The organism is Pseudomonas sp. UBA3149 (genome assembly GCF_002364655.1).
Taxonomy (GTDB): domain Bacteria; phylum Pseudomonadota; class Gammaproteobacteria; order Pseudomonadales; family Pseudomonadaceae; genus Chryseomonas; species Chryseomonas luteola.
The window spans coordinates 371,496-390,638 of record NZ_DEYV01000012.1 but is presented as its reverse complement, the minus strand read 5'-3'; the positions used below and the strand labels follow the sequence as shown (position 1 = coordinate 390,638).

At 56.5% G+C, this 19,143-nt stretch carries 14 protein-coding genes and 1 riboswitch; of the genes, 5 read left to right on the top strand and 9 right to left on the bottom strand.

Annotated elements, in window-relative coordinates:
• The first annotated feature begins 22 nt into the window (after window positions 1–22).
• A complete protein-coding gene (locus B3729_RS11200) occupies window positions 23–505 on the top strand; it encodes a metallophosphoesterase family protein (protein ID WP_286787902.1) in 483 nt (160 codons plus the stop codon).
• Between the two features lie 9 nt (window positions 506–514).
• On the opposite strand, the gene B3729_RS11195 is transcribed toward B3729_RS11200, so the two are convergent.
• The 3 genes from B3729_RS11195 to B3729_RS11185 all read right to left on the bottom strand — a co-directional run bounded on the left by B3729_RS11195 (window position 515) and on the right by B3729_RS11185 (window position 3,486).
• The gene (locus B3729_RS11195; protein ID WP_074822429.1) at window positions 515–2,005 is read right to left on the bottom strand and encodes an NCS1 family nucleobase:cation symporter-1; all 1,491 of its coding nucleotides are present in this window, start codon (window positions 2,003–2,005) and stop codon (window positions 515–517) included.
• Window positions 2,006–2,395: 390 nt separating this feature from the next.
• Window positions 2,396–3,016 (bottom strand): TetR/AcrR family transcriptional regulator, encoded by a 621-nt coding sequence (locus B3729_RS11190; protein WP_286787915.1) that lies wholly within the window; start codon window positions 3,014–3,016, stop codon window positions 2,396–2,398.
• A 65-nt stretch (window positions 3,017–3,081) separates the two neighbouring features.
• Window positions 3,082–3,486 (bottom strand): acyl-CoA thioesterase, encoded by a 405-nt coding sequence (locus B3729_RS11185; RefSeq protein WP_010795573.1) that lies wholly within the window; start codon window positions 3,484–3,486, stop codon window positions 3,082–3,084.
• A gap of 186 nt (window positions 3,487–3,672) precedes the next feature.
• Window positions 3,673–3,768: riboswitch (S-adenosyl-L-homocysteine riboswitch) on the top strand.
• 69 nt (window positions 3,769–3,837) lie between these two features.
• On the opposite strand from B3729_RS11185, the gene ahcY reads away from it, so the two are divergent.
• The 3 genes from ahcY (at window position 3,838) to B3729_RS11170 (ending at window position 8,301) form a co-directional block, all read left to right on the top strand.
• Window positions 3,838–5,244, top strand: coding sequence for an adenosylhomocysteinase (ahcY, locus tag B3729_RS11180; protein ID WP_239382626.1), 1,407 nt, complete (start codon window positions 3,838–3,840; stop codon window positions 5,242–5,244).
• A gap of 117 nt (window positions 5,245–5,361) precedes the next feature.
• The gene (gene metF / locus B3729_RS11175; protein WP_010795575.1) at window positions 5,362–6,210 is read left to right on the top strand and encodes a methylenetetrahydrofolate reductase [NAD(P)H]; all 849 of its coding nucleotides are present in this window, start codon (window positions 5,362–5,364) and stop codon (window positions 6,208–6,210) included.
• Window positions 6,211–6,357: 147 nt separating this feature from the next.
• Window positions 6,358–8,301, top strand: coding sequence for a DEAD/DEAH box helicase (locus B3729_RS11170; RefSeq protein ID WP_286787901.1), 1,944 nt, complete (start codon window positions 6,358–6,360; stop codon window positions 8,299–8,301).
• Between the two features lie 87 nt (window positions 8,302–8,388).
• Here B3729_RS11170 and adeC read toward each other — a convergent pair whose 3' ends face one another.
• From adeC to B3729_RS11140, 6 genes are all read right to left on the bottom strand, one after another.
• Window positions 8,389–9,909, bottom strand: a complete 1,521-nt coding sequence (gene adeC, locus B3729_RS11165; RefSeq protein WP_074822423.1) for an AdeC/AdeK/OprM family multidrug efflux complex outer membrane factor — start codon at window positions 9,907–9,909, stop codon at window positions 8,389–8,391.
• 2 nt (window positions 9,910–9,911) lie between these two features.
• A complete protein-coding gene (locus B3729_RS11160; protein WP_010795578.1) occupies window positions 9,912–13,049 on the bottom strand; it encodes an efflux RND transporter permease subunit in 3,138 nt (1,045 codons plus the stop codon).
• A 14-nt stretch (window positions 13,050–13,063) separates the two neighbouring features.
• Window positions 13,064–14,278 (bottom strand): efflux RND transporter periplasmic adaptor subunit, encoded by a 1,215-nt coding sequence (locus B3729_RS11155; RefSeq protein ID WP_010795579.1) that lies wholly within the window; start codon window positions 14,276–14,278, stop codon window positions 13,064–13,066.
• A 383-nt stretch (window positions 14,279–14,661) separates the two neighbouring features.
• Window positions 14,662–15,240, bottom strand: coding sequence for a YceI family protein (locus B3729_RS11150; RefSeq protein ID WP_026003820.1), 579 nt, complete (start codon window positions 15,238–15,240; stop codon window positions 14,662–14,664).
• 30 nt (window positions 15,241–15,270) lie between these two features.
• The gene (locus tag B3729_RS11145) at window positions 15,271–15,819 is read right to left on the bottom strand and encodes a cytochrome b (RefSeq protein ID WP_074822414.1); all 549 of its coding nucleotides are present in this window, start codon (window positions 15,817–15,819) and stop codon (window positions 15,271–15,273) included.
• Between the two features lie 196 nt (window positions 15,820–16,015).
• Window positions 16,016–17,590: a flavin monoamine oxidase family protein gene (locus B3729_RS11140; RefSeq protein WP_286787900.1), complete on the bottom strand. Its 1,575-nt coding sequence runs from the start codon at window positions 17,588–17,590 to the stop codon at window positions 16,016–16,018.
• A 131-nt stretch (window positions 17,591–17,721) separates the two neighbouring features.
• Here B3729_RS11140 and B3729_RS11135 point away from each other — a divergent pair, with 131 nt between their 5' ends.
• The gene (locus B3729_RS11135; RefSeq protein WP_286787899.1) at window positions 17,722–19,125 is read left to right on the top strand and encodes an adenosylmethionine--8-amino-7-oxononanoate transaminase; all 1,404 of its coding nucleotides are present in this window, start codon (window positions 17,722–17,724) and stop codon (window positions 19,123–19,125) included.
• Window positions 19,126–19,143: the final 18 nt, after the last annotated feature.

The window sequence follows — 19,143 nt, the reverse complement described above, 5'->3', positions numbered from 1 at the left end:
CCAGCCTGTATACGGGAGAACCATGCCTGCCTCCAACCATCCGATTTTTCGCATTGGCGTTATCGCCGATACGCACAATCTTCTGCGTCCCGGCGCATTGAGCGCACTTGAAGGGAGCGACCATATCATCCATGCCGGTGATATCGGCAAGCCCGAAATCCTTGAGCGACTTCGGGAAATAGCTCCCCTTACCGTCGTCCGCGGCAATAACGACACGGACGACTGGGCCCAGACCCTACCTGAAACAGCTACGCTTCGTTTTGGCGAGGTCGATCTCTACGTGACCCACATCCTCCAGGATCTGGTGATTGATCCGGCGGCCGAAGGTATTCGCGTTGTAATCTGCGGGCATTCACATAAGCCAAAACGGGAGGAGCGCGAGGGCGTGCTCTACTTCAACCCAGGCAGCCCTGGCCCTCGCCGCTTCAAGCTGCCTGTCTCTCTGGGACGCCTGACCATACAGGGTACTGAGGTCAACGCCGAACTCATTACCCTGGAAGTCTAGTCAGGGCCTTCACAGCGAAGGCCTGGCCAGCGGCGCCGGGCTGCGATGACGCTGCCCGGCGCAGGCAAAGTAGATCACCCCACCAAGTGCCGAACCGGTAAACCAGCCGTAATCGTAAAACCAGGTCATGACACCCGTTGTCAACGCCATGAGCGTCAGCACGACAGGAATGCCGAACGCGACGAAGCCTGCCACGTTGTAGGCTGGGTAATAGTCGTCACGGTATAACCCGGCCAGATCAAGCTGCTGCTTTTTCACGATGAAGTAGTCCACCACCATGATGCCGGCGATGGGTCCCAGAAGACTGGAGTACCCCAGCAGCCAGTTCGAATACACGCTCTCCAAGCTGACATCCGAGACAATCCAGCCTAGTTTCTTGAGCAGTTCATGGGCCATCAGCGCCAGGCCCACCAACCCAGTTATCAATACGGCTCGGGTCCGATTGATGAGCCGGGGCGCAAGATTCTGGAAATCATTCGTGGGCGAAACGATATTGGCAGCTGTATTGGTCGACAGCGTCGCAACTACGATCAAGGCCATGGCCAAGGCGACCCAAACAGGGCTCTGGATATGACCGATAAGCGAAACCGGATCAGACACCGTCTCGCCCACCAGGGCCGCCGAAGCGGCCGTCATTACCACGCCCAGGGAGGCAAACAGGAACATGGTGACCGGCAGGCCAATTACCTGCCCTATGATCTGATCCTTCTGGCTTCTGGCATAGCGACTGAAGTCTGGAATGTTTAACGAGAGAGTCGCCCAGAAACCCACCATGGCAGTCAGGCCTGCCAGAAAATATTTGGTCACCCCCTCGCCTTCCGGTCGTTTGGCTGGCTGGGACAGGAGCTCCGTCATCGACACATGGGGCATCGCCCACATCAGAAGACCGACCCCGACAAGTAACAGGAGCGGCGCAGACAAGGTCTCCAGCCACTTGATCGACTCGGCGCCTCGAATGACCACCCATAGATTGGCCGTCCAGAACACCATGAAGCCAATGACCTCACCCGTACTGCCCAAGGCCTTCCAGCCCTCGAAAAGTGACCCGAGAAACAGGTGAATCGCCAAACCGCCAAACATCGTCTGGATGCCAAACCAACCGCAGGCCACGACTGCTCGAATCAGGCAGGGCACGTTCGAGCCCAGAATACCAAAGGAGCTGCGCAGGAGGACCGGAAAAGGAATCCCGTACTTGGTGCCTGGAAATGCATTCAATGTCAGGGGAATCAGCACGATCAGGTTGGCCAGCAGAATGGTAGCCAGCGCCTCGCCCACCGATAATCCAAAGTAAGCCGTCAGTACGCCACCCAAGGTGTACGTGGGTACGCAGATGGCCATGCCCACCCACAGCGCTGCGATATGCCACTTATTCCAGGAACGCTCCGCTACCTGAGTAGGCGCCATGTCGTGGTTATAACGTGGGCTGTCCAGAACATCCGGGCCGGCATGAAGCTCATGAAGACCATCGCGCACAATCACTTCGGATCTGTTGTATGGCATGGCATGCTCTCCCTGTTTTCTCTCATAGGGGTGAGTAGGTCCTGCTAGCAGGCTGATCGCCCTTTCTCTCAATAAGCGTGCCGGAACCGTGATCGAAAACAGTCAGGGGAGCGGGCCTTGCGCTAAGTCCTTGATATCGCACCTGGAATATTGCTTTGCCTTGCAAGGCAATGGCAGCTGATCACCGAAGCGAAGCGTCCTAACAACGTTGTCAGGAATCAAACTGGTGCAGAAAAAAGCAGGGTGATCGCTTGCACGCGTTGCAAAAGCAACCAACTCATTGATTAAGTTAAGAAAAGCCAAGCCATAGCCTGTGCAACAATTTGGTGAGCGGCAATCACCAAGGCAGCGCCGGATACCCTTTATTCCTGACAGCTACGTTAGGAATGTTCAAGGCTCCAGACCAATTCCGCGCAGGACAACCGCCGTCACCGTCTGTACAGCCTGCTCGAACTGGCGGTCGCTTAAGGGCGTATGACCGTTGATTAGGTCGATCTGATAATTGAAATCTGCATAGTGCTGAGTCGAGGCCCAGATCATGTAGAGCAGATAAGCCGGCTCTACCGGCAGGATACGTTTGTCATCCACCCACTGCTTGATCTTGGCCTGCTTGAGTCTGGCCCACTCCATCAGGTGTTCATCCAGAGCGGCCCCCAGCAGCGGTGCACCATGCATGATTTCGTTGGCCCAGATCTTTGAGCCATAGGGACGCGTACGGGAGTGGTTCATCTTGGCGCGGATATAGCTCGCCAGCACTACCCGGGGGTCATCGAACTGCTCGAAACAGATGGCATCCTGTTTCCAGAGTTCCAGTAATCCGAGCACCACCTCACGGTACAGGTCATCCTTGGTCGAGAAGTAATAATGCAGGTTCGACCGCGGCAGCTCTGCTTCCTGGGCAATATCGCCCATGGAAGCAGCACCAAACCCTTTCTCGGCAAACACCTTTTCGGCAGCCAGCAATATCTTCTGCGTATTCCTGCGGCGGATCTCGATCTTGTGATTAGCCATGGCATTTCCGATACGAGCAGTAAACGCCAAGGCTACTCCAAGGTCTGTCGCGAACCTAGAGCGACTCAGGCGCCCTTTTCTTCATCCTTGAACTGATCTTCGATGTACGTGATCTTCGTCTTGCCATGGGGAGTCGGATTACCCTCCTCGTCCAGGTTGACGAAGACGATCTTGTCGATGGTCAGAATGCTCTTGCGGGTAATCTTGTTGCGGACCTCACAGCGCAGGGTAATGGAGCTGCGGCCAAATTCAGTAGCCGTGATCCCTAGCTCGATGATGTCACCGATACGCGATGCGCTGACAAAATTGATCTCGGAAATATATTTGGTGACGACCCGCTGGTTGCCCAACTGAACGATGGCATAAATCGCAGCCTCTTCGTCTATCCACTTCAGCAGGCTGCCGCCAAATAGGGTGTTGTTGGCGTTCAGATCCTCGGGCTTTACCCACTTGCGTGTATGGAAATTCATGTCGTCTCCTTGAGTAATAGCGGTCCACAAGCTTAACCCCTTCCGCCGGTTAGAGAAGCCATCGAAGCGGTCGTTCCTCTCTATGCAGTCAATTACTGATCATCATGAATCCGGTACACCTACAAAGCCTGGGGATTGCCCGCTATACTTCGAGCCCATGGCGATTTTCAAATCGCCACCCGCCATCCTACCGAGGGGCGCTGCAGCAGGGTTTCCCTGTCAGGCTCGGGGGAGCGTAGCCGCAGGCCTGGCCTGCACACGCATCAACGGCGCCCATTCGCATTTACAGCTGTCCTGCAGCGGCACGTTATCGCCGGGGCAGCCAACAACTTCGAACGAATGGAGAGCTTAATGAGCGCTGTTATCACGCCTGCCGGTTTCAACGACTACAAGGTTGCCGACATTTCCCTGGCTGACTGGGGCCGCCGCGAAATCATCATCGCCGAGTCCGAAATGCCTGCCCTGATGGCCCTGCGTCGCAAGTACGCCGGTGAGCAACCGCTCAAGGGTGCCAAGATTCTGGGCTGCATCCACATGACCATCCAGACTGCCGTGCTGATCGAAACACTGGTCGCGCTGGGCGCTGAAGTGCGTTGGTCCTCCTGCAACATCTTCTCTACCCAGGATCAGGCCGCTGCCGCCATTGCCGCTGCCGGTATTCCGGTCTTTGCCTGGAAAGGTGAAACCGAAGAAGAATACGAGTGGTGCATCGAGCAGACCATCCTGAAAGATGGCCAGCCCTGGGATGCCAACATGGTCCTGGACGATGGTGGCGACCTGACCCAGATCCTACATGACAAGTATCCGCAGGCCCTGGAAAAGATTCACGGCGTTACTGAAGAAACCACCACTGGTGTACATCGCCTGCAGGACATGCTGAAGAAAGGCACCTTGAAGATCCCGGCGATCAACGTCAATGACTCCGTTACCAAGAGCAAGAACGACAACAAGTACGGCTGCCGTCACAGCCTGAACGACGCCATCAAGCGCGCCACCGACCACCTGCTCTCCGGCAAGCAGGCGCTGGTTGTCGGCTATGGCGACGTAGGCAAGGGCTCTGCTGCCTCCCTACGCCAGGAAGGCATGATCGTGAAGGTGTCTGAGGTCGACCCGATCTGTGCCATGCAGGCCTGCATGGACGGCTATGAAGTCGTTTCGCCCTACAAGAATGGTCAGAACGATGGCACCGAAGCCTGCGTTGATACCGACCTGCTGGGCAAGATCGACCTGATCGTCACCACAACCGGCAATGCCAATGTCTGCGACGCCAACATGCTGAAAAAGCTGAAGAAGCGCGCCGTGGTGTGCAACATCGGCCATTTCGACAATGAAATCGATACAGCCTTCATGCGCAAGAATTGGGGCTGGGAAGAAGTGAAGCCGCAGGTTCACAAGATTCACCGCACCGGTAAGGACATCGATCCAGCCAATGATGATTATCTGATCCTGCTGGCTGAAGGTCGCCTGGTCAACCTGGGCAACGCAACCGGCCACCCAAGCCGCATCATGGACGGCTCCTTTGCCAACCAGGTTCTGGCGCAGATGCACTTGTTCAACGAGAAGTTTGCCGACCTTCCTGTAGTCGAAAAGACCAAGAACGTCACGGTTATGGTTCTGCCCAAGAAGCTGGACGAAGAAGTGGCGCTGGAAATGGTCAAGGGCTTCGGCGGTGTCGTGACACGTCTGACCAAAGAACAGGCGGACTACATTGGCGTTGAGCAGGATGGCCCGTTCAAGCCGGAAACCTATCGCTACTAAGCGGTAGGCATCAATCGACACGGAGAAGGTCTTCCCCTTCTCCTCGGCAGTTCAGGACAACACCGCCCAAGCGGCGGTGTTTCTTGAGGAAGCGCCAATGCGCTCCAGGGATTACCCATGACTCGTACCACACCCAACGTCAGTTTCGAGTTCTTCCCGACGAAGACCGAAGCCGGCCACGAAAAATTGCTCAATACTGCTCGCCAGCTGGCCGGCTACTCCCCAGAATTTTTCTCCTGCACTTATGGTGCTGGCGGCTCGACCCGGGACCGTACCCTCAATACCGTTCTTCAGCTCGACAGCGAGATTCGGATTCCTACAGCGCCCCATCTCTCCTGCGTAGGCGACTCCAAGGCCGAATTACGGGACCTGCTGATTCGCTACCGTGAAGCGGGCATCACGCGTATTGTGGCACTACGCGGTGATCTTCCTTCCGGCATGGGGATTTCCGGCGGCGAACTGCGTTACGCCAACGAGTTGGTTAGCTTTATCCGCGAAGAAACCGGCGATCATTTCCACATTGAAGTTGCCGCTTATCCGGAAGTTCATCCCCAGGCACGCAACTTCGAAGCCGATCTCGCCAATTTTGTTCGCAAAATCAAGGCTGGAGCCAACGGCGCGATCACACAATACTTTTTTAATGCCGACAGCTACTTTCATTTTGTCGACAGAGCGTGCAAGCTAGGCGCAGACGTACCCATCATTCCTGGCATCATGCCGATTACCAACTACAGCAGCCTGGCTCGCTTTTCCGAAGCCTGTGGCGCCGAAATCCCACGCTGGATTCGCAAGCAGTTGGAAGCGTATGCTGACGATGTCAAAAGCATTCAGGCGTTTGGCCAGGAAATCGTGACAGACATGTGTGAACGCTTGCTGGCCGGCGGAGCGCCTGCCCTGCACTTCTACACATTGAATCAGGCTGAACCCAGCCTGGCCATTTGGAATAACCTTGGCTTTAAAAGCTGAACATCATCGCCTGGAGCCATTTTCCAGCCTTCCACCCAGCGCAGGGCGGTAGCGTGTGGAGAAGACGAACACATTATTGTCGTCAGTTTCAGGCGAAACCGCGCCCCAACGTCGGCGGGACGCCGACTTAGTAGACAGGAACCCCGCATGTCCTTCACTTCCCTCGGTCTCTCCGAGGCCCTATCCCGCGCAGTAAACGACGCGGGTTATGTCAACCCGACTCCCGTTCAACAACGGGCCATTCCCGCTGTACTGCAAGGCCGTGACCTGATGGTTGCCGCCCAGACCGGTACTGGCAAGACGGGTGGATTCGCCCTCCCCGTTCTCGAACGGCTCTTTCCGAACGGACAACCTGACGGCAAAAAAGCCGGTCCGCGCCAAGCCCGTGTGTTGGTATTGACGCCTACCCGGGAGCTGGCCGCCCAAGTGCATGATAGTTTCAAGATCTATGCACGCGACCTTCCCATGCGTAGCACCTGCATCTTTGGTGGTGTTGGCATGAAGCCCCAGGTCACTGCGCTCTCCAAGGGCCTTGACGTCCTGGTAGCGTGCCCTGGTCGTCTTCTGGACCTTGCCGGTCAGAATAACGTCGATCTGTCAGCCATCGAGATTCTCGTGCTGGACGAAGCTGACCGCATGCTCGACATGGGCTTCATTCACGACGTGAAGAAGGTTCTCGCCCTGCTTCCCAAAGAACGGCAGAACCTGCTGTTTTCGGCAACGTTCTCCAAAGACATTACCGATTTGGCCGACAAGCTCCTGCGTAATCCCGAGCGCATCCAGGTCACGCCGCCAAACACCACGGTCGAACGTATCGAGCAGCGTGTCTTCCGTATTGCCGCTGCCCAGAAACGCGCCTTGCTGGCTCATCTGATTACTCTTGGCGCCTGGGAACAAGTGCTGGTCTTCACACGGACCAAGCACGGTGCCAACCGCCTGGCCGAATACCTGAACAAGAACGGCCTTCCGGCTGCGCCTATCCATGGAAACAAGAGCCAGAACGCACGTACCAAAGCGCTGGCCGATTTCAAGGACAATTCTATTCGCGTGCTCGTAGCAACCGATATTGCCGCTCGCGGTCTGGACATCGACCAGCTTCCCCATGTCGTCAACTTCGAGTTGCCGAACGTGGAGGAAGATTACGTACACCGCATCGGCCGTACAGGTCGTGCCGGTCGTAGCGGCGAAGCCATATCCCTTGTGTCTCCCGACGAGGAGAAACTGCTGCGCGCCATCGAGCGCCTGACCAAGCAGAACATTCCTGACGGCGACATGCAGGGCTTTGATCCTGCCAGCGCACCGGTTGAGAAAGTGGAAGCGCGTGAGCCACGCGAGCCCCGTCGCCAGGCACGACAGCCACGTGCACCCCGCAAAGAGCAGCCTGCAAGAGCAGCGGAAGGTGAAGTTTTTGCTGAACACGCAGCACCACAGCACGAGGAGCGGCAGGCACGCCAGCCACGTCGTGGCCGCCAGCAGAACCAGAGTCAGGGTCAGGACCAGGCACGCGCCGGTAGAAACAAGCCACGCCAGGAGCGCAGCGGCGAGCGCCAGCCCCAGCAGACAACTCAGAGCCCCCAGAACCGCGATCCGGAAGAGTTTCTGGATGACGATTTCGATAACTTTGGTAACCGGGTCGATTATGTCAGCCCTTATCAAGGCAAGAATCGCCGTAATGGTGGTCCGCGTCGTCCAGGTCAAGGGCAACCGCCGCGTACCCATAGCCAAAGCGCAGCGACTTCAGGCGCTACGGCCCAAGCACGCCCGCCCCGTCCTAGACAAGGTGCGGCCAATGCCAGCAACGCGCCTGCAACCGATAGTCGTGGCCCAGCTCAGAACAAGCGTCGCAACAAGCCGGCCGGACAACGTCCCCGTCAGGAGAATCGTCCTTACCAGCCACGCGAACCCCGTGAGCCGCGTCCCGCTATGACAGAGGAGCGTGCACCCAGCAAGCCGCAACCTCGCATTCTGCACAAGCCTTCTCGTGCAGACCGCATGCTGACGCCTGAGCAGCTGGATTCGCTCCAGGTTCGTCCAAAGGCTGAAAAGCCTGCCTTGCTGACACGTAATCGCTCGGCTGACGCTGACGCTTGATGCGTTTTCCCTCCAGCGCAGGCTGGAGGGAAAAATAGGCATAAAAAAAGCCGACTCAATCGAGTCGGCTTTTTCATGTCTGCCTTACTAGCGCTTTGATGTGATTGCGGGCGTCGCACTGACATTGTTATCCGTCGTACGCTCCAACCAGCCACCGCCTAACGCCTTGTACAGCGTCACACTGCTGCTGAGCTGATTAAGGCGGTCTGCGAGCAGCTGCTCCTGAGCCGAATATAAGGATCGCTGCGCATCAAGCACAGTCAGGTAGTTATCGATGCCCTGACGGTAACGCTTCTCAGCCAGATCGTAATACTCCTGACTTGCCGTCACCAGATCACGCTGGGCCTGAAGCTGATCATCATAAGTTCCCTGTGCAGCTAGAGAATCAGACACTTCCCGGAAGGCTGTCTGGATGGCTTTCTCATACGCAGCGATATTGATGTCCTTCTGGATCTTGGCCGCATCAAGGCTTGCCTTCAGACTACCGGCGGTAAAGATCGGGATATTGATGCTGGGCGCGAACGTCCAGTATCCCGAATGGGCATCAAACAAGCCAGAAAGCTCCCGGCTACCCGTTCCACCCTGGGCGGTCAGGCTGATGCTTGGGAAGAACGCTGCCCTGGCGGCTCCGATATTGGCATTGGCTGCCTTGAGGTTAAGCTCGGCCTGCAAAACATCCGGACGGCGCTGCAACAGCTGCGACGGCAAGCCAGCTGGCAGCTTGGCCAGCAGGTCATTGTCATCCAGGCTCTTGCCGGCCGGTAGATCGGTCGGCAAGGGCGCGCCCAACAGCAACCCCAGCGCATTGCGATCCTGCGCCTCCTGACGAGTGTACTGCGCAAGACTCGCCCGAGCGCCTTCCAGCGCCGTACGGGACTGACGTAGATCCAGACCGCTACCCACCCCATTATCCAGCAGACGCTTGGTCAGATCGAATGAGCGCTGATAAGCGTCCAGTGTATCGCGGGTAAGCTGGAGCAATTTCTGATCGGTTTTCCAAGTGAAGTAGGCGTTGGCCACTTCGGAAATCAGGCTGATCTGCGTACTGCGACGCGCCTCAACGGTTGCAAAATAACTTTGCAAGGCCTGCTCGTTCAGACTGCGCAGCCGACCGAACAGGTCCAGCTCATAGGCCGACATGCCAAGCGTTACCGTGTATTGGCTGTTGATCGAGCCGCTACGAGAGCTTCCTGCGCCAGCCTGACCAGTGCTTTGCAGCAACTCCTGGATCGCCGCTGCCGAGCTCATGTCTGCTGGCGTACGTGTCCGCGAACCATTGGCATTGACGCCAATGGTCGGGAACAGCTCTGCACGCTGGATGCGATACTGCGCCTGATACAGGCGAACATTCAGAGCCGCCTGCCGCAGATCACGGTTGTTATCCAGAGCGACTTGAATCAGACGCTGCAATTGCGGATCGCTGTAAAACTCACGCCAGCCAATGTCGGCCGTGTATTCCGAACCACTGCTGGTTGGATTGCCTTTGTACGCCTCGCCTTGCGGCCAAGCGTTTTCCACAGGCGATGCAGGCCGCTCGTAGTCGGGAATCAGGGTGCAGCCCGAAAGCAGCACTGCACCTATTGCGATGGATAAAAGAGACTTCTTCATACTCAATGTCTTCCCTCGGCGCCTGATTCCTGATCACGTGAAGCCTTGTCCTTGAACAGACTGCTGACCACGACGTAGAACATGGGAATCCAGAAGATCGCCAAAACGGTTGCGGTTACCATCCCGCCAATCACACCCGTACCAACCGCATGCTGACTACCGGAGCTGGCACCATTGGAGATGGCCAGCGGAACCACGCCCAAGATAAAGGCCATGGACGTCATGATAATCGGGCGTAGACGCATCCGTGCGGCTTCTACGGCGGCATCGACGATGTTCTTGCCGCCCTCGTGCAATTCTTTAGCAAACTCCACGATCAGAATCGCGTTCTTGGCTGACAAACCAATGGTGGTTAGCAGGCCCACCTGGAAGAACACGTCGTTTGCCAAACCTCGGAAGTAGGTAGCCAGAAGCGCACCGATCACGCCCAGCGGCACTACCAGAATAACCGCAATCGGGATCGACCAGCTCTCATACAGTGCTGCCAGACAGAGGAAGACCACTACCAGGGACAAGGCATACAAGGCAGGTGCCTGCGAACCTGAAAGTCGCTCTTCGTACGACATGCCGGTCCAGGCAATACCAACGCCCTGCGGTAGCTCCTTGGCCATGTTCTCGATTTCGGTCATGGCATCGCCCGTACTGTAACCAGGCGCAGGAGAGCCCTGGATCTCGACAGACGAGATACCGTTATAACGCTCAAGCTTGGGTGAACCGTAGACCCACTCGCCATGGGCAAAGGCCGATACCGGCACCATCTCGCCATTGCTGTTACGTACGTACCACTTGCTCAGATCTTCCGGGTTCATCCGTGAATCGGCTTCGCCCTGTACATACACACGCTTTACGCGGCCTCTGTCGATGAAGTCATTGACGTAACTGGAGGCCCAGGCAATTGACAAGGTCTGGTTGATATCGGTCTGGGACAGACCTAGCGCACGGGCCTTTTCATCGTCGATGATCAGCTTGTACTGCGCTTCGTCATTCAAACCATTGGGGCGAGTCTGAGTCAGCTTCGGATTCTGTGCCGCCATGCCCAGCAATTGATTCCGCGCCTCCATCAACTTCTCATGGCCAAGGCCGGAGTTGTCCTGAAGATAGAAGTCGAAACCGGTAGCGTTACCCAGCTCAAGTACCGCTGGCGGAACGATGGCAAAGATCATGGCATCCTTGATCTGCGACAGATAACCCATGGCGCGTCCGGCTACAGCACTGGCGCGGTCCTTGGCATCCGGACGATCTTCCCAAGGCTTGAGCTGAACGAATGCAAGGCCGGAGCTCTGACCACGGCCGGCAAAGCTGAAGCCGTTGACCGTAAACATGGAGCTGACTGCCGACGGCTCGTTCTTCATCATCATTTCGCGCATCTGATCCAGCGCAACCTGGGTACGTGCCGCAGACGATCCGGTTGGTGTGGTTACCTGCACGAAAATTACGCCCTGGTCTTCCTCAGGCAGGAAGGATGATGCAATGCGGGTAAACATGAACGCCATGCCAGCCAGAATGACGACATATACCAGCAGGAACGGTACCTTGTGACGGATAACAGTAGCGACGCTGCGCTCATAACGGTTGACGCCACTGTCGAACTTGCGGTTGAACCAGCCAAAGAAGCCGCGCTTCTCGTGATGGTTCTTGTCGACCGGCTTGAGGATCGTGGCACACAGCGCTGGCGTCAGGATCAAAGCAACCAGCACCGATAGGGCCATAGCGGAAACAATGGTAATCGAGAACTGCCGGTAGATCACCCCGGTCGAGCCGCCAAAGAAGGCCATCGGCACGAATACCGCTGACAGCACCAGAGCGATACCCACCAGCGCGCCCTGGATCTGGTCCATGGACTTGCGGGTCGCTTCCTTGGGACTTAGCCCCTCTTCCGCCATGACCCGTTCGACGTTTTCCACCACAACGATGGCATCGTCCACGAGCAGACCAATCGCCAGCACCATCCCGAACATGGTCAGGATATTGATGGTAAAGCCTGACGCGAACAGGATACCGAACGTACCCAGTAAGACGACCGGAACTGCAATAGTCGGGATCAAAGTGGCTCGGAAGTTCTGCAGGAACAGATACATCACGAGGAATACCAGCAGAATCGCCTCGCCCAGTGTCTTGACCACCTCATGAATGGAGGCAGTTACTACAGGTGTAGTGTCGTACGGGTACACCACTTCCATGCCTTCAGGCATGAACGGCTTGAGTCGTTCAATGGTCGCACGAACGGCCTTGGACGTATCCAAAAGGTTAGCCCCAGTTGCCAGACGCAGCGCCATACCCGACGCAGGCTTGCCGTTGAACTGGGCGTCGATCGAATAATTTTCACCGCCCAGCTCGATACGTGCGACGTCACGCAGCCGCACCTGGGAACCATCGGGATTGACCTTCAGGAAAATGTTACCGAACTGCTCTGGGGTTTCCAGACGGGTACGGCCAATGATCGTAGCGGTGAGCTGCTGGTTTTCAACGGCAGGCAAACCGCCCAGCGAGCCCGAAGCCAACTGGACGTTCTGGCTCTGAATGGCATTGGAAACATCTCCGGGAATTAACTGATATTTATTCAGTTTGGCCGGATCCAGCCAAATACGCATGGCGTACTGCGAGCCGAAGACCTGGAAATCACCTACACCCGGGGTCCGCGCGATGGGGTCACGCATGTTGGATACGATGTAGTTGGACAGATCCTCACGAGTCAGGGAGTCGTTGTTTGACACCAGACCCACCACCAGCATGAAGTTACGCTGATACTTGGCCACCCGAAGGCCCTGCTGCTGCACCTCCTGAGGCAGAAGCGGTGTCGCCAGCTGCAGCTTGTTCTGTACCTGAACCTGCGCAATGTCCGGGTCCGTGCCTTGGTTAAAGGTCACGATAATGGTCATGCTGCCATCGGAGTTGGACTCCGAGGAGAGATAACGCAGGTTGTCGATCCCGTTCATCTGCTGCTCGATGACCTGGACGACTGTATCCTGAACGGTCTGTGCCGACGCGCCGGGATAGCTCACCTGGATCGAAACAGCCGGTGCCGCGATGTTTGGGTACTGGTTGATCGGTAGGTTAAGAATGGCGAGACCGCCCGCCAGCATGATCACCAGGGCAAGTACCCAGGCGAAAATGGGGCGGTCAATAAAGAATCTTGACATCGACAGCGGCTCCCTTATTGCTGCTTGTCGGCACTACCCTGCTGAGCAGGTTGTGCCGAATCGCCAGGCCCAGCCACATTGGTGGCCGGCTTGGTCGTAACCGAAGCACCCGGGCGAATACGCTGCAGGTTTTCCGTAATCAATTGGTCGCCCGCCTTCAGGCCATCGGAGATCAGCCAGTTGGTGCCGATCGTACGCTCGGTCTTCACGGTACGCTGCTCGACCTTGTTGTCCGGCGTAACAACCATCGCTACGGCGTTACCTCTCAGGTCGCGCGAGATGCCCTGCTGTGGCGCCAGGATAGCCGTCTGACGGACTCCTTCCTGCAGTTGCGCACGCACGAACATGCCTGGCAGCAACAAACGGTCAGGGTTGGGAAACTCTGCACGAATGGTAACCGAGCCGGTTCCCTGATCCACTGACACCTCAGAGAACTGCAGCTTGCCCAGATGCTTGTATTCGGAACCGTCTTCCAGCATCAGCTTCACCTGGGCGGCATCCTCACCCGCCCGCTTGATCAGACCGCTGTCCAGCTCACGTCGCAGACGCAGCATCTCGGTACTGGACTGCGTCACGTCCACATAAATGGGATCAAGCTGGTTGATGATGGCCAAGGCAGTCGCCTGATCAGCAGTAACCAGAGCACCTTCTGTCACCAGTGAACGACTGATCTGTCCCGAAATCGGCGCCGTCACCTTGGTATAGGCTAAATTAATCTCTGCAGTACGCAGATCAGCCTTGGCAGTCTCTACCTGGGCTTCGTTCTGCTTGAGAGTCGCCTGGGCGTCATCCGCTTCCTGGCGGCTAATCGCTTCGTCTTTTACCAAGGCAGCATAGCGCTGGGCCTTGAGCCGGTTGGACGCCATAGTCGCCTGCGCCTGTGCCAAAGTGGCCTTGGCTGCATTCAGGTTGGCCTGATAGGTGCGAGGATCGATCTGATAGAGCTGCTGGCCAGCCTTGACCTCAGAACCTTCCTTGAAGTAACGCTTCTGGAGAATACCACCGACCTGAGGTCTGACTTCCGCTACACGGAATGCCGAGGTCCGGCCAGGTAATTCAGTCGTCAGGGTAACCGGCTGTTCCTTGAGCGTAACCACACCCACTTCAACCGCTTGTGGCTGCTGTTGCTGAGCCTGCTGATCCTGATCCTGCTTACCGCATCCATTGAGCGTCAGCGTCGCCAGCAATAAAACCGGGACAAAATAAGCATGCGCCGACTTGATGTGCATATCGGAGTCCTTGAACAAAACCTTTGAATAGGGTGCTAGGCAACGCGACGCTATGCGGCCGCATCATTCTTGGCAGATTCTTGTGATCGCCCAATATACTTACGTACATGGTTGTTTGTAAACAGGAACAAGTCGCCTGCGGGGACTTATCCAAGCGATTGAAAAAACCATTTGGCATCTTGCTCCTGAGCTTTCAACAGACCCGCATTCGATGTGATGCGTTTCATGGTTAACAGGCTAGAGCACTGCTGAACTTGGTTATTTAGCCTAGACAGTGTGCAGAAGTTATGAAGATTTAAAGGCTATTATCACGTTTGTCAGACTAGGCCCATAAAAAAAGCGCAGCCCTTGCGGAACTGCGCTTTGTGTATCGAAATATTTAGTTACTGGCGTACACCTTCCAGTGACAGAGTCAACTCAACCTCTTGCGAAGCCGGACCCAGGTCACGTTGGATGTTGAAATCCTTGAGCTTGAGCTTGGTCGAGCCTTCAAATCCGGCGCGGTAGCCACCCCACGGGTCATTGCCCTGCCCCATCAGCTTGGCCTTGATCACGACAGGCTTGGTCACGCCGTTGAGCGTCAGATTGCCTTCGATGTCAGCTGCATTATCACCTGTCGGCGTCACCTTGGTGGACTCGAAGGTTGCCGTCGGATGCGCTGATACGTTCAGGAAGTCGGCGCTGCGTAAATGCTTGTCACGTTCGGCATGGTTGGTGTCAACGCTATCGGTCTTGATCGTAACCTTCACCTTGTCTGCAGACGGATTTTTTTCGTCGTAGGTGAAATTGCCGTCAAAATCCTTGAATGTCCCATAGAGCCAGCTGTAGCCCAGGTGCTGAATACGGAACTGGATAAAGGCATGCTGCCCTTCCTTGTCGATCTTGTAATCGGCGGCCATGGCGTGGCCGGCGGTCAACAGTGCAGTTCCCAATGCCAGAGCAGCGAAGCTTTTCTTCAACATCATGATGTCTTCCTTCTGAAATAGGTCACGTCATGCCCGGCGTCGGCCGAACATGCGTAACAATGTGGCATCGCGGTCGATAAAGTGGTGCTTGAGCGCGGCAAGTACATGCAGCCCGCTCAGAATGATCAACGTCCAGGCCAACCAGAGATGAATCGCCCCAGCCCAATCAGCCTGATCACGCAACCCACTGACGGTAGCCGGCACATTAAACCAGCCAAATACGTTGATCGGTTGGCCTTCAGCCGTCGAGATGAAATAACCTGCGACCATAACGCCCAGCATGAGCGCATACAGCGCCAGATGGCCAAACGTGGCAGCCAATTGAGTCGTTCGGCTTCCTTCGATGGCAGGCGGCCGGCTGACGAAACGCCAGACGATACGCATGAGCAGAGCAATCAGCAGAAGAATGCCGATGCCCTTGTGAATCTCGGGTGCTCGGTGATACCAGGGACTGTAGTAATCAAGCCCCCGCATCCACAGTCCAAGCCAAAAGAGGGCAACGATGGCGATCGCCATCACCCAATGCAGGGTTACGCTGACAAGCCCATAGCGATGCGGATCGTTACGCCAATTCATCATGAATCTCCTTGTTCATGCTGCTAGCAAGCCTAGCGATAAACGTATCGAAATGAAGCGGAAAAAGTTGCTTTAATCGATCGTTTTATTAGATAGAACAAGATGACAACTCTGGCTGAACGGAAAACGTAGGTGCTAGAGGGGTAAGGCTAGAAGGCCGCCCGGCAGGACGCCAGGCGGTGAAACATGTCGTAAATCAATGCATCCAGGAGAACATGCGAGAAAAGAAGCCCTTTTTCTCGTCGGTAGCTTTAGGTGCTGCGTCAGGCGCAAGGCTGGCAGGCTTGGCATCGGTAGGCTTGGTCTCAGGCGCAGCGGATTTGCCTGCTGCGAGATCTTCGACCTGTCGAGCGGCCCGCTGACCGCTGGCCAAGGCGCCTTCCAATGTCCCCGGATGCAGCGCATCGGTATGCTCGCCAGCAAAGACGACGCGCCCCTGAGGCTGCTCCCATACACGCCAGTAACGGCTGACCTGCCCCGGGCCATAGGCCAGATAGGAACCACCTACACCTGGGTCGGTGCTGTAGCGACGCACTTCGTAGCCGGAAAATGCACCGCGAGCCTTGGGATAAAAAGCGTTCAGACGGATCAGGACTTGATCTGCCAACTGGCGATCTCCGAACGCCTGCATCACACGGGCATTATCACCGGACAGGTTGATCAGCACGTTGGCGCCACCTTTCACGGCCGGCTCGATCCACAGCATGCCCAGCCCCTGATCACTATAGATTTCGCCAGACAGACGAGATTTGCTGTCCCAGACCGGCGTCTTGAACTTCAGAAGTATCTGGTCTCTCCATCCATAGTTCGTGCCTTTGAGCGCAGCCCGCTGTGCCTCGGCCAGTTCCGGCGTCATTTGGATCGAGCTTAAGGCACGCAGGGGCACTGCCATGACCACATAATCGGCATGGTATCCCGTAGGCCCTACCTTGACGGTCACGCCATCCTTATCCTGCGTGATAGCCGACACCTTGGAGTTGGGCTTGAGCGTCTTGATCTGCTTGACAAATGCCTGGGCCAGCACGGTACTACCACCCGGCAGACGGGCCGCACGCAGATCGGCGTCACTGATATCCCGGTAGGCGCGGGTCTGCTGAGCCAGATACAACAGCGACAGGCGCGATGGCTCATCATAGCGGCTACGGATACGCTGATTGATCAGTTTGCGCGCCAATGGCGGTAGGTTCTGCTTATCCAGCCAGCTGGCCACGTTCGTCTGATCCAGTGCGAACAGGCCTTTTCCAGCGGTCGGCTTGAGCGGATCGCTGATTGATGCCGCAAGCTCATCCAGCGCCTTGTCGACGCGCTTGAGTGCAGCGCTCACGTCCGGCATTTTTTGGGCAAGATCTTCTGGCGAATAATACTGCCCGTCGATTAGATAACCCAGTGTGCGCACATAGCTAGGTGCATCGACCGTCTTGATCTTGAAGGTATCCAGATAGCTATTGAGGGCCGGCTGAGCCTTGGCATTACCGATCCACTCACTGGTCGCCAGCGCCGAGCGTCCGCCAACACTGGGCTTGGCTTCAAGTAGCGTCACCTGCCAACCGGCTTTTTGCAGCTCATAGGCCGAGGCCAGACCGGCCATGCCGGCGCCGATTACGATGGCCGACCGGCCATTACCTTTGGCAACAGGCTGCTCCGCTTCCTTTGCGGTCGGTTTTTCCGCATGCTTTTCAACATGCTTTTCCACCTTGCCTGCAGCCAGCGCAGATACGCTGAACAACCCATAAACAGCAAGCGCTCCGAGACGCGCTACACGTACCGACATCTTTCAGACTCCTCAGCCCCAACGGCGGTGCGCAGCATACGCCAGCGAAGCGGCATCCACTAGACGCGCCTTGCTACCGTTCGGAGCATTGCATAGGCTTGCCAGCCAAATGTGTTTGGAGGATGACCTTTATGGGCCTGAATGCCGAGTGGATGCAGCGTGACCTGGATGTGTTGTGGCATCCCTGTACCCAGATGAAAGACCATGAGCGCTTGCCAGTCATCCCGATCAAATCTGGTCGTGGTATATGGCTGGAAGACTTTGAGGGCAACCGCTATCTTGATGCGGTCAGCTCGTGGTGGGTCAATGTATTTGGTCATGCCAACCCACGTATCAACCAGCGGATCAAGGATCAGGTTGACCAACTGGAGCATGTGATTCTGGCCGGCTTCAGCCACCAGCCTGTGATCGAGTTGTCCGAACGACTGGTACAGCTGACCCCGGCGGGCCTTGATCGCGTCTTCTATGCCGATAACGGATCGTCCTGCATCGAAGTTGCGTTGAAAATGAGCTATCACTACTGGCTCAACAGTGGAAAGCCAGAAAAGAACAAGTTTGTCACCTTGACCAACAGCTACCATGGCGAAACGGTAGCGGCCATGTCGGTAGGCGATGTTGCGCTTTTCACCGAAACCTATAAATCGCTCTTGCTGAATACCTTCAAGGTTCCCAGCCCCGACTGTTACCTGCGCCCGGAAGGCATGGATTGGGAAACGCATTCCCGCGCCATGTTTGCCCATATGGAGCAGACCCTGGCGGAGCATCATCAGGAAGTAGCCGCTGTCATCGTCGAGCCGCTGATTCAGGGTGCCGGTGGTATGCGCATGTACCATCCGGTTTACCTGAAGCTACTGCGTGAGGCCTGTGACCGCTATGGCGTGCATCTTATCCACGACGAGATCGCCGTCGGCTTTGGCCGTACCGGAACGATGTTTGCGTGCGAGCAGGCCGGTATCCGCCCGGATTTTCTGTGCCTGTCCAAGGCTCTTACAGGCGGCTATCTGCCTCTTGCAGCCTGCCTCACTACAGATGACATCTACCAGGCGTTCTATGATGAATACGATACCCTGCGTGCGTTCCTGCATTCCCACAGCTACACAGGCAACCCGCTGGCCTGCGCCGCAGCCCTGGCAACGCTGGATATCTTTGCAGAAGACAAGGTAATAGACGCCAACCAAACGCTGGCTGCGCGCATGCAACAGGCCACCCGGCATCTGGTGGATCATCCCAATGTCGCCGAAGTGCGCCAGACCGGAATGGCGCTCGCCATCGAGATGGTTCAGGACAAAGCCACCAAGACGCCATTCCCCTGGCAGGAACGACGTGGCCTCAAGGTATTCCAGCATGGACTTACCCGAGGCGCCCTGCTTCGTCCGCTGGGTAACGTGGTCTACTTCTTGCCGCCCTACATCATCACGCCAGAAGAGATTGATTTCCTGGCCGAGGTCGCCAGTGAAGGAATCGACATAGCCACTCGTGAAACCGTACAGGTTCCAGTGAGCGGCTTTCATCCGAATCATCGCGACCCGGGTTGATTCAGCCAAACAAAAAAG

Excerpts from the sequence above, each read along its gene's own strand:
- B3729_RS11145 (WP_074822414.1), bottom strand. The coding sequence starts at position 15,819 with ATGAATTGGCGTAACGATCCGCATCGCTATGGGCTTGTCAGCGTAACC.
- B3729_RS11160 (WP_010795578.1), bottom strand. The coding sequence starts at position 13,049 with ATGTCAAGATTCTTTATTGACCGCCCCATTTTCGCCTGGGTACTTGCC.
- B3729_RS11170 (WP_286787901.1), top strand. The coding sequence starts at position 6,358 with ATGTCCTTCACTTCCCTCGGTCTCTCCGAGGCCCTATCCCGCGCAGTA.
- B3729_RS11185 (WP_010795573.1), bottom strand. The coding sequence starts at position 3,486 with ATGAATTTCCATACACGCAAGTGGGTAAAGCCCGAGGATCTGAACGCC.
- B3729_RS11155 (WP_010795579.1), bottom strand. The coding sequence starts at position 14,278 with ATGCACATCAAGTCGGCGCATGCTTATTTTGTCCCGGTTTTATTGCTG.
- ahcY (WP_239382626.1), top strand. The coding sequence starts at position 3,838 with ATGAGCGCTGTTATCACGCCTGCCGGTTTCAACGACTACAAGGTTGCC.
- B3729_RS11140 (WP_286787900.1), bottom strand. The coding sequence starts at position 17,590 with ATGTCGGTACGTGTAGCGCGTCTCGGAGCGCTTGCTGTTTATGGGTTG.
- B3729_RS11190 (WP_286787915.1), bottom strand. The coding sequence starts at position 3,016 with ATGGCTAATCACAAGATCGAGATCCGCCGCAGGAATACGCAGAAGATA.
- adeC (WP_074822423.1), bottom strand. The coding sequence starts at position 9,909 with ATGAAGAAGTCTCTTTTATCCATCGCAATAGGTGCAGTGCTGCTTTCG.
- B3729_RS11200 (WP_286787902.1), top strand. The coding sequence starts at position 23 with ATGCCTGCCTCCAACCATCCGATTTTTCGCATTGGCGTTATCGCCGAT.
- metF (WP_010795575.1), top strand. The coding sequence starts at position 5,362 with ATGACTCGTACCACACCCAACGTCAGTTTCGAGTTCTTCCCGACGAAG.
- B3729_RS11150 (WP_026003820.1), bottom strand. The coding sequence starts at position 15,240 with ATGTTGAAGAAAAGCTTCGCTGCTCTGGCATTGGGAACTGCACTGTTG.
- B3729_RS11195 (WP_074822429.1), bottom strand. The coding sequence starts at position 2,005 with ATGCCATACAACAGATCCGAAGTGATTGTGCGCGATGGTCTTCATGAG.
- B3729_RS11135 (WP_286787899.1), top strand. The coding sequence starts at position 17,722 with ATGGGCCTGAATGCCGAGTGGATGCAGCGTGACCTGGATGTGTTGTGG.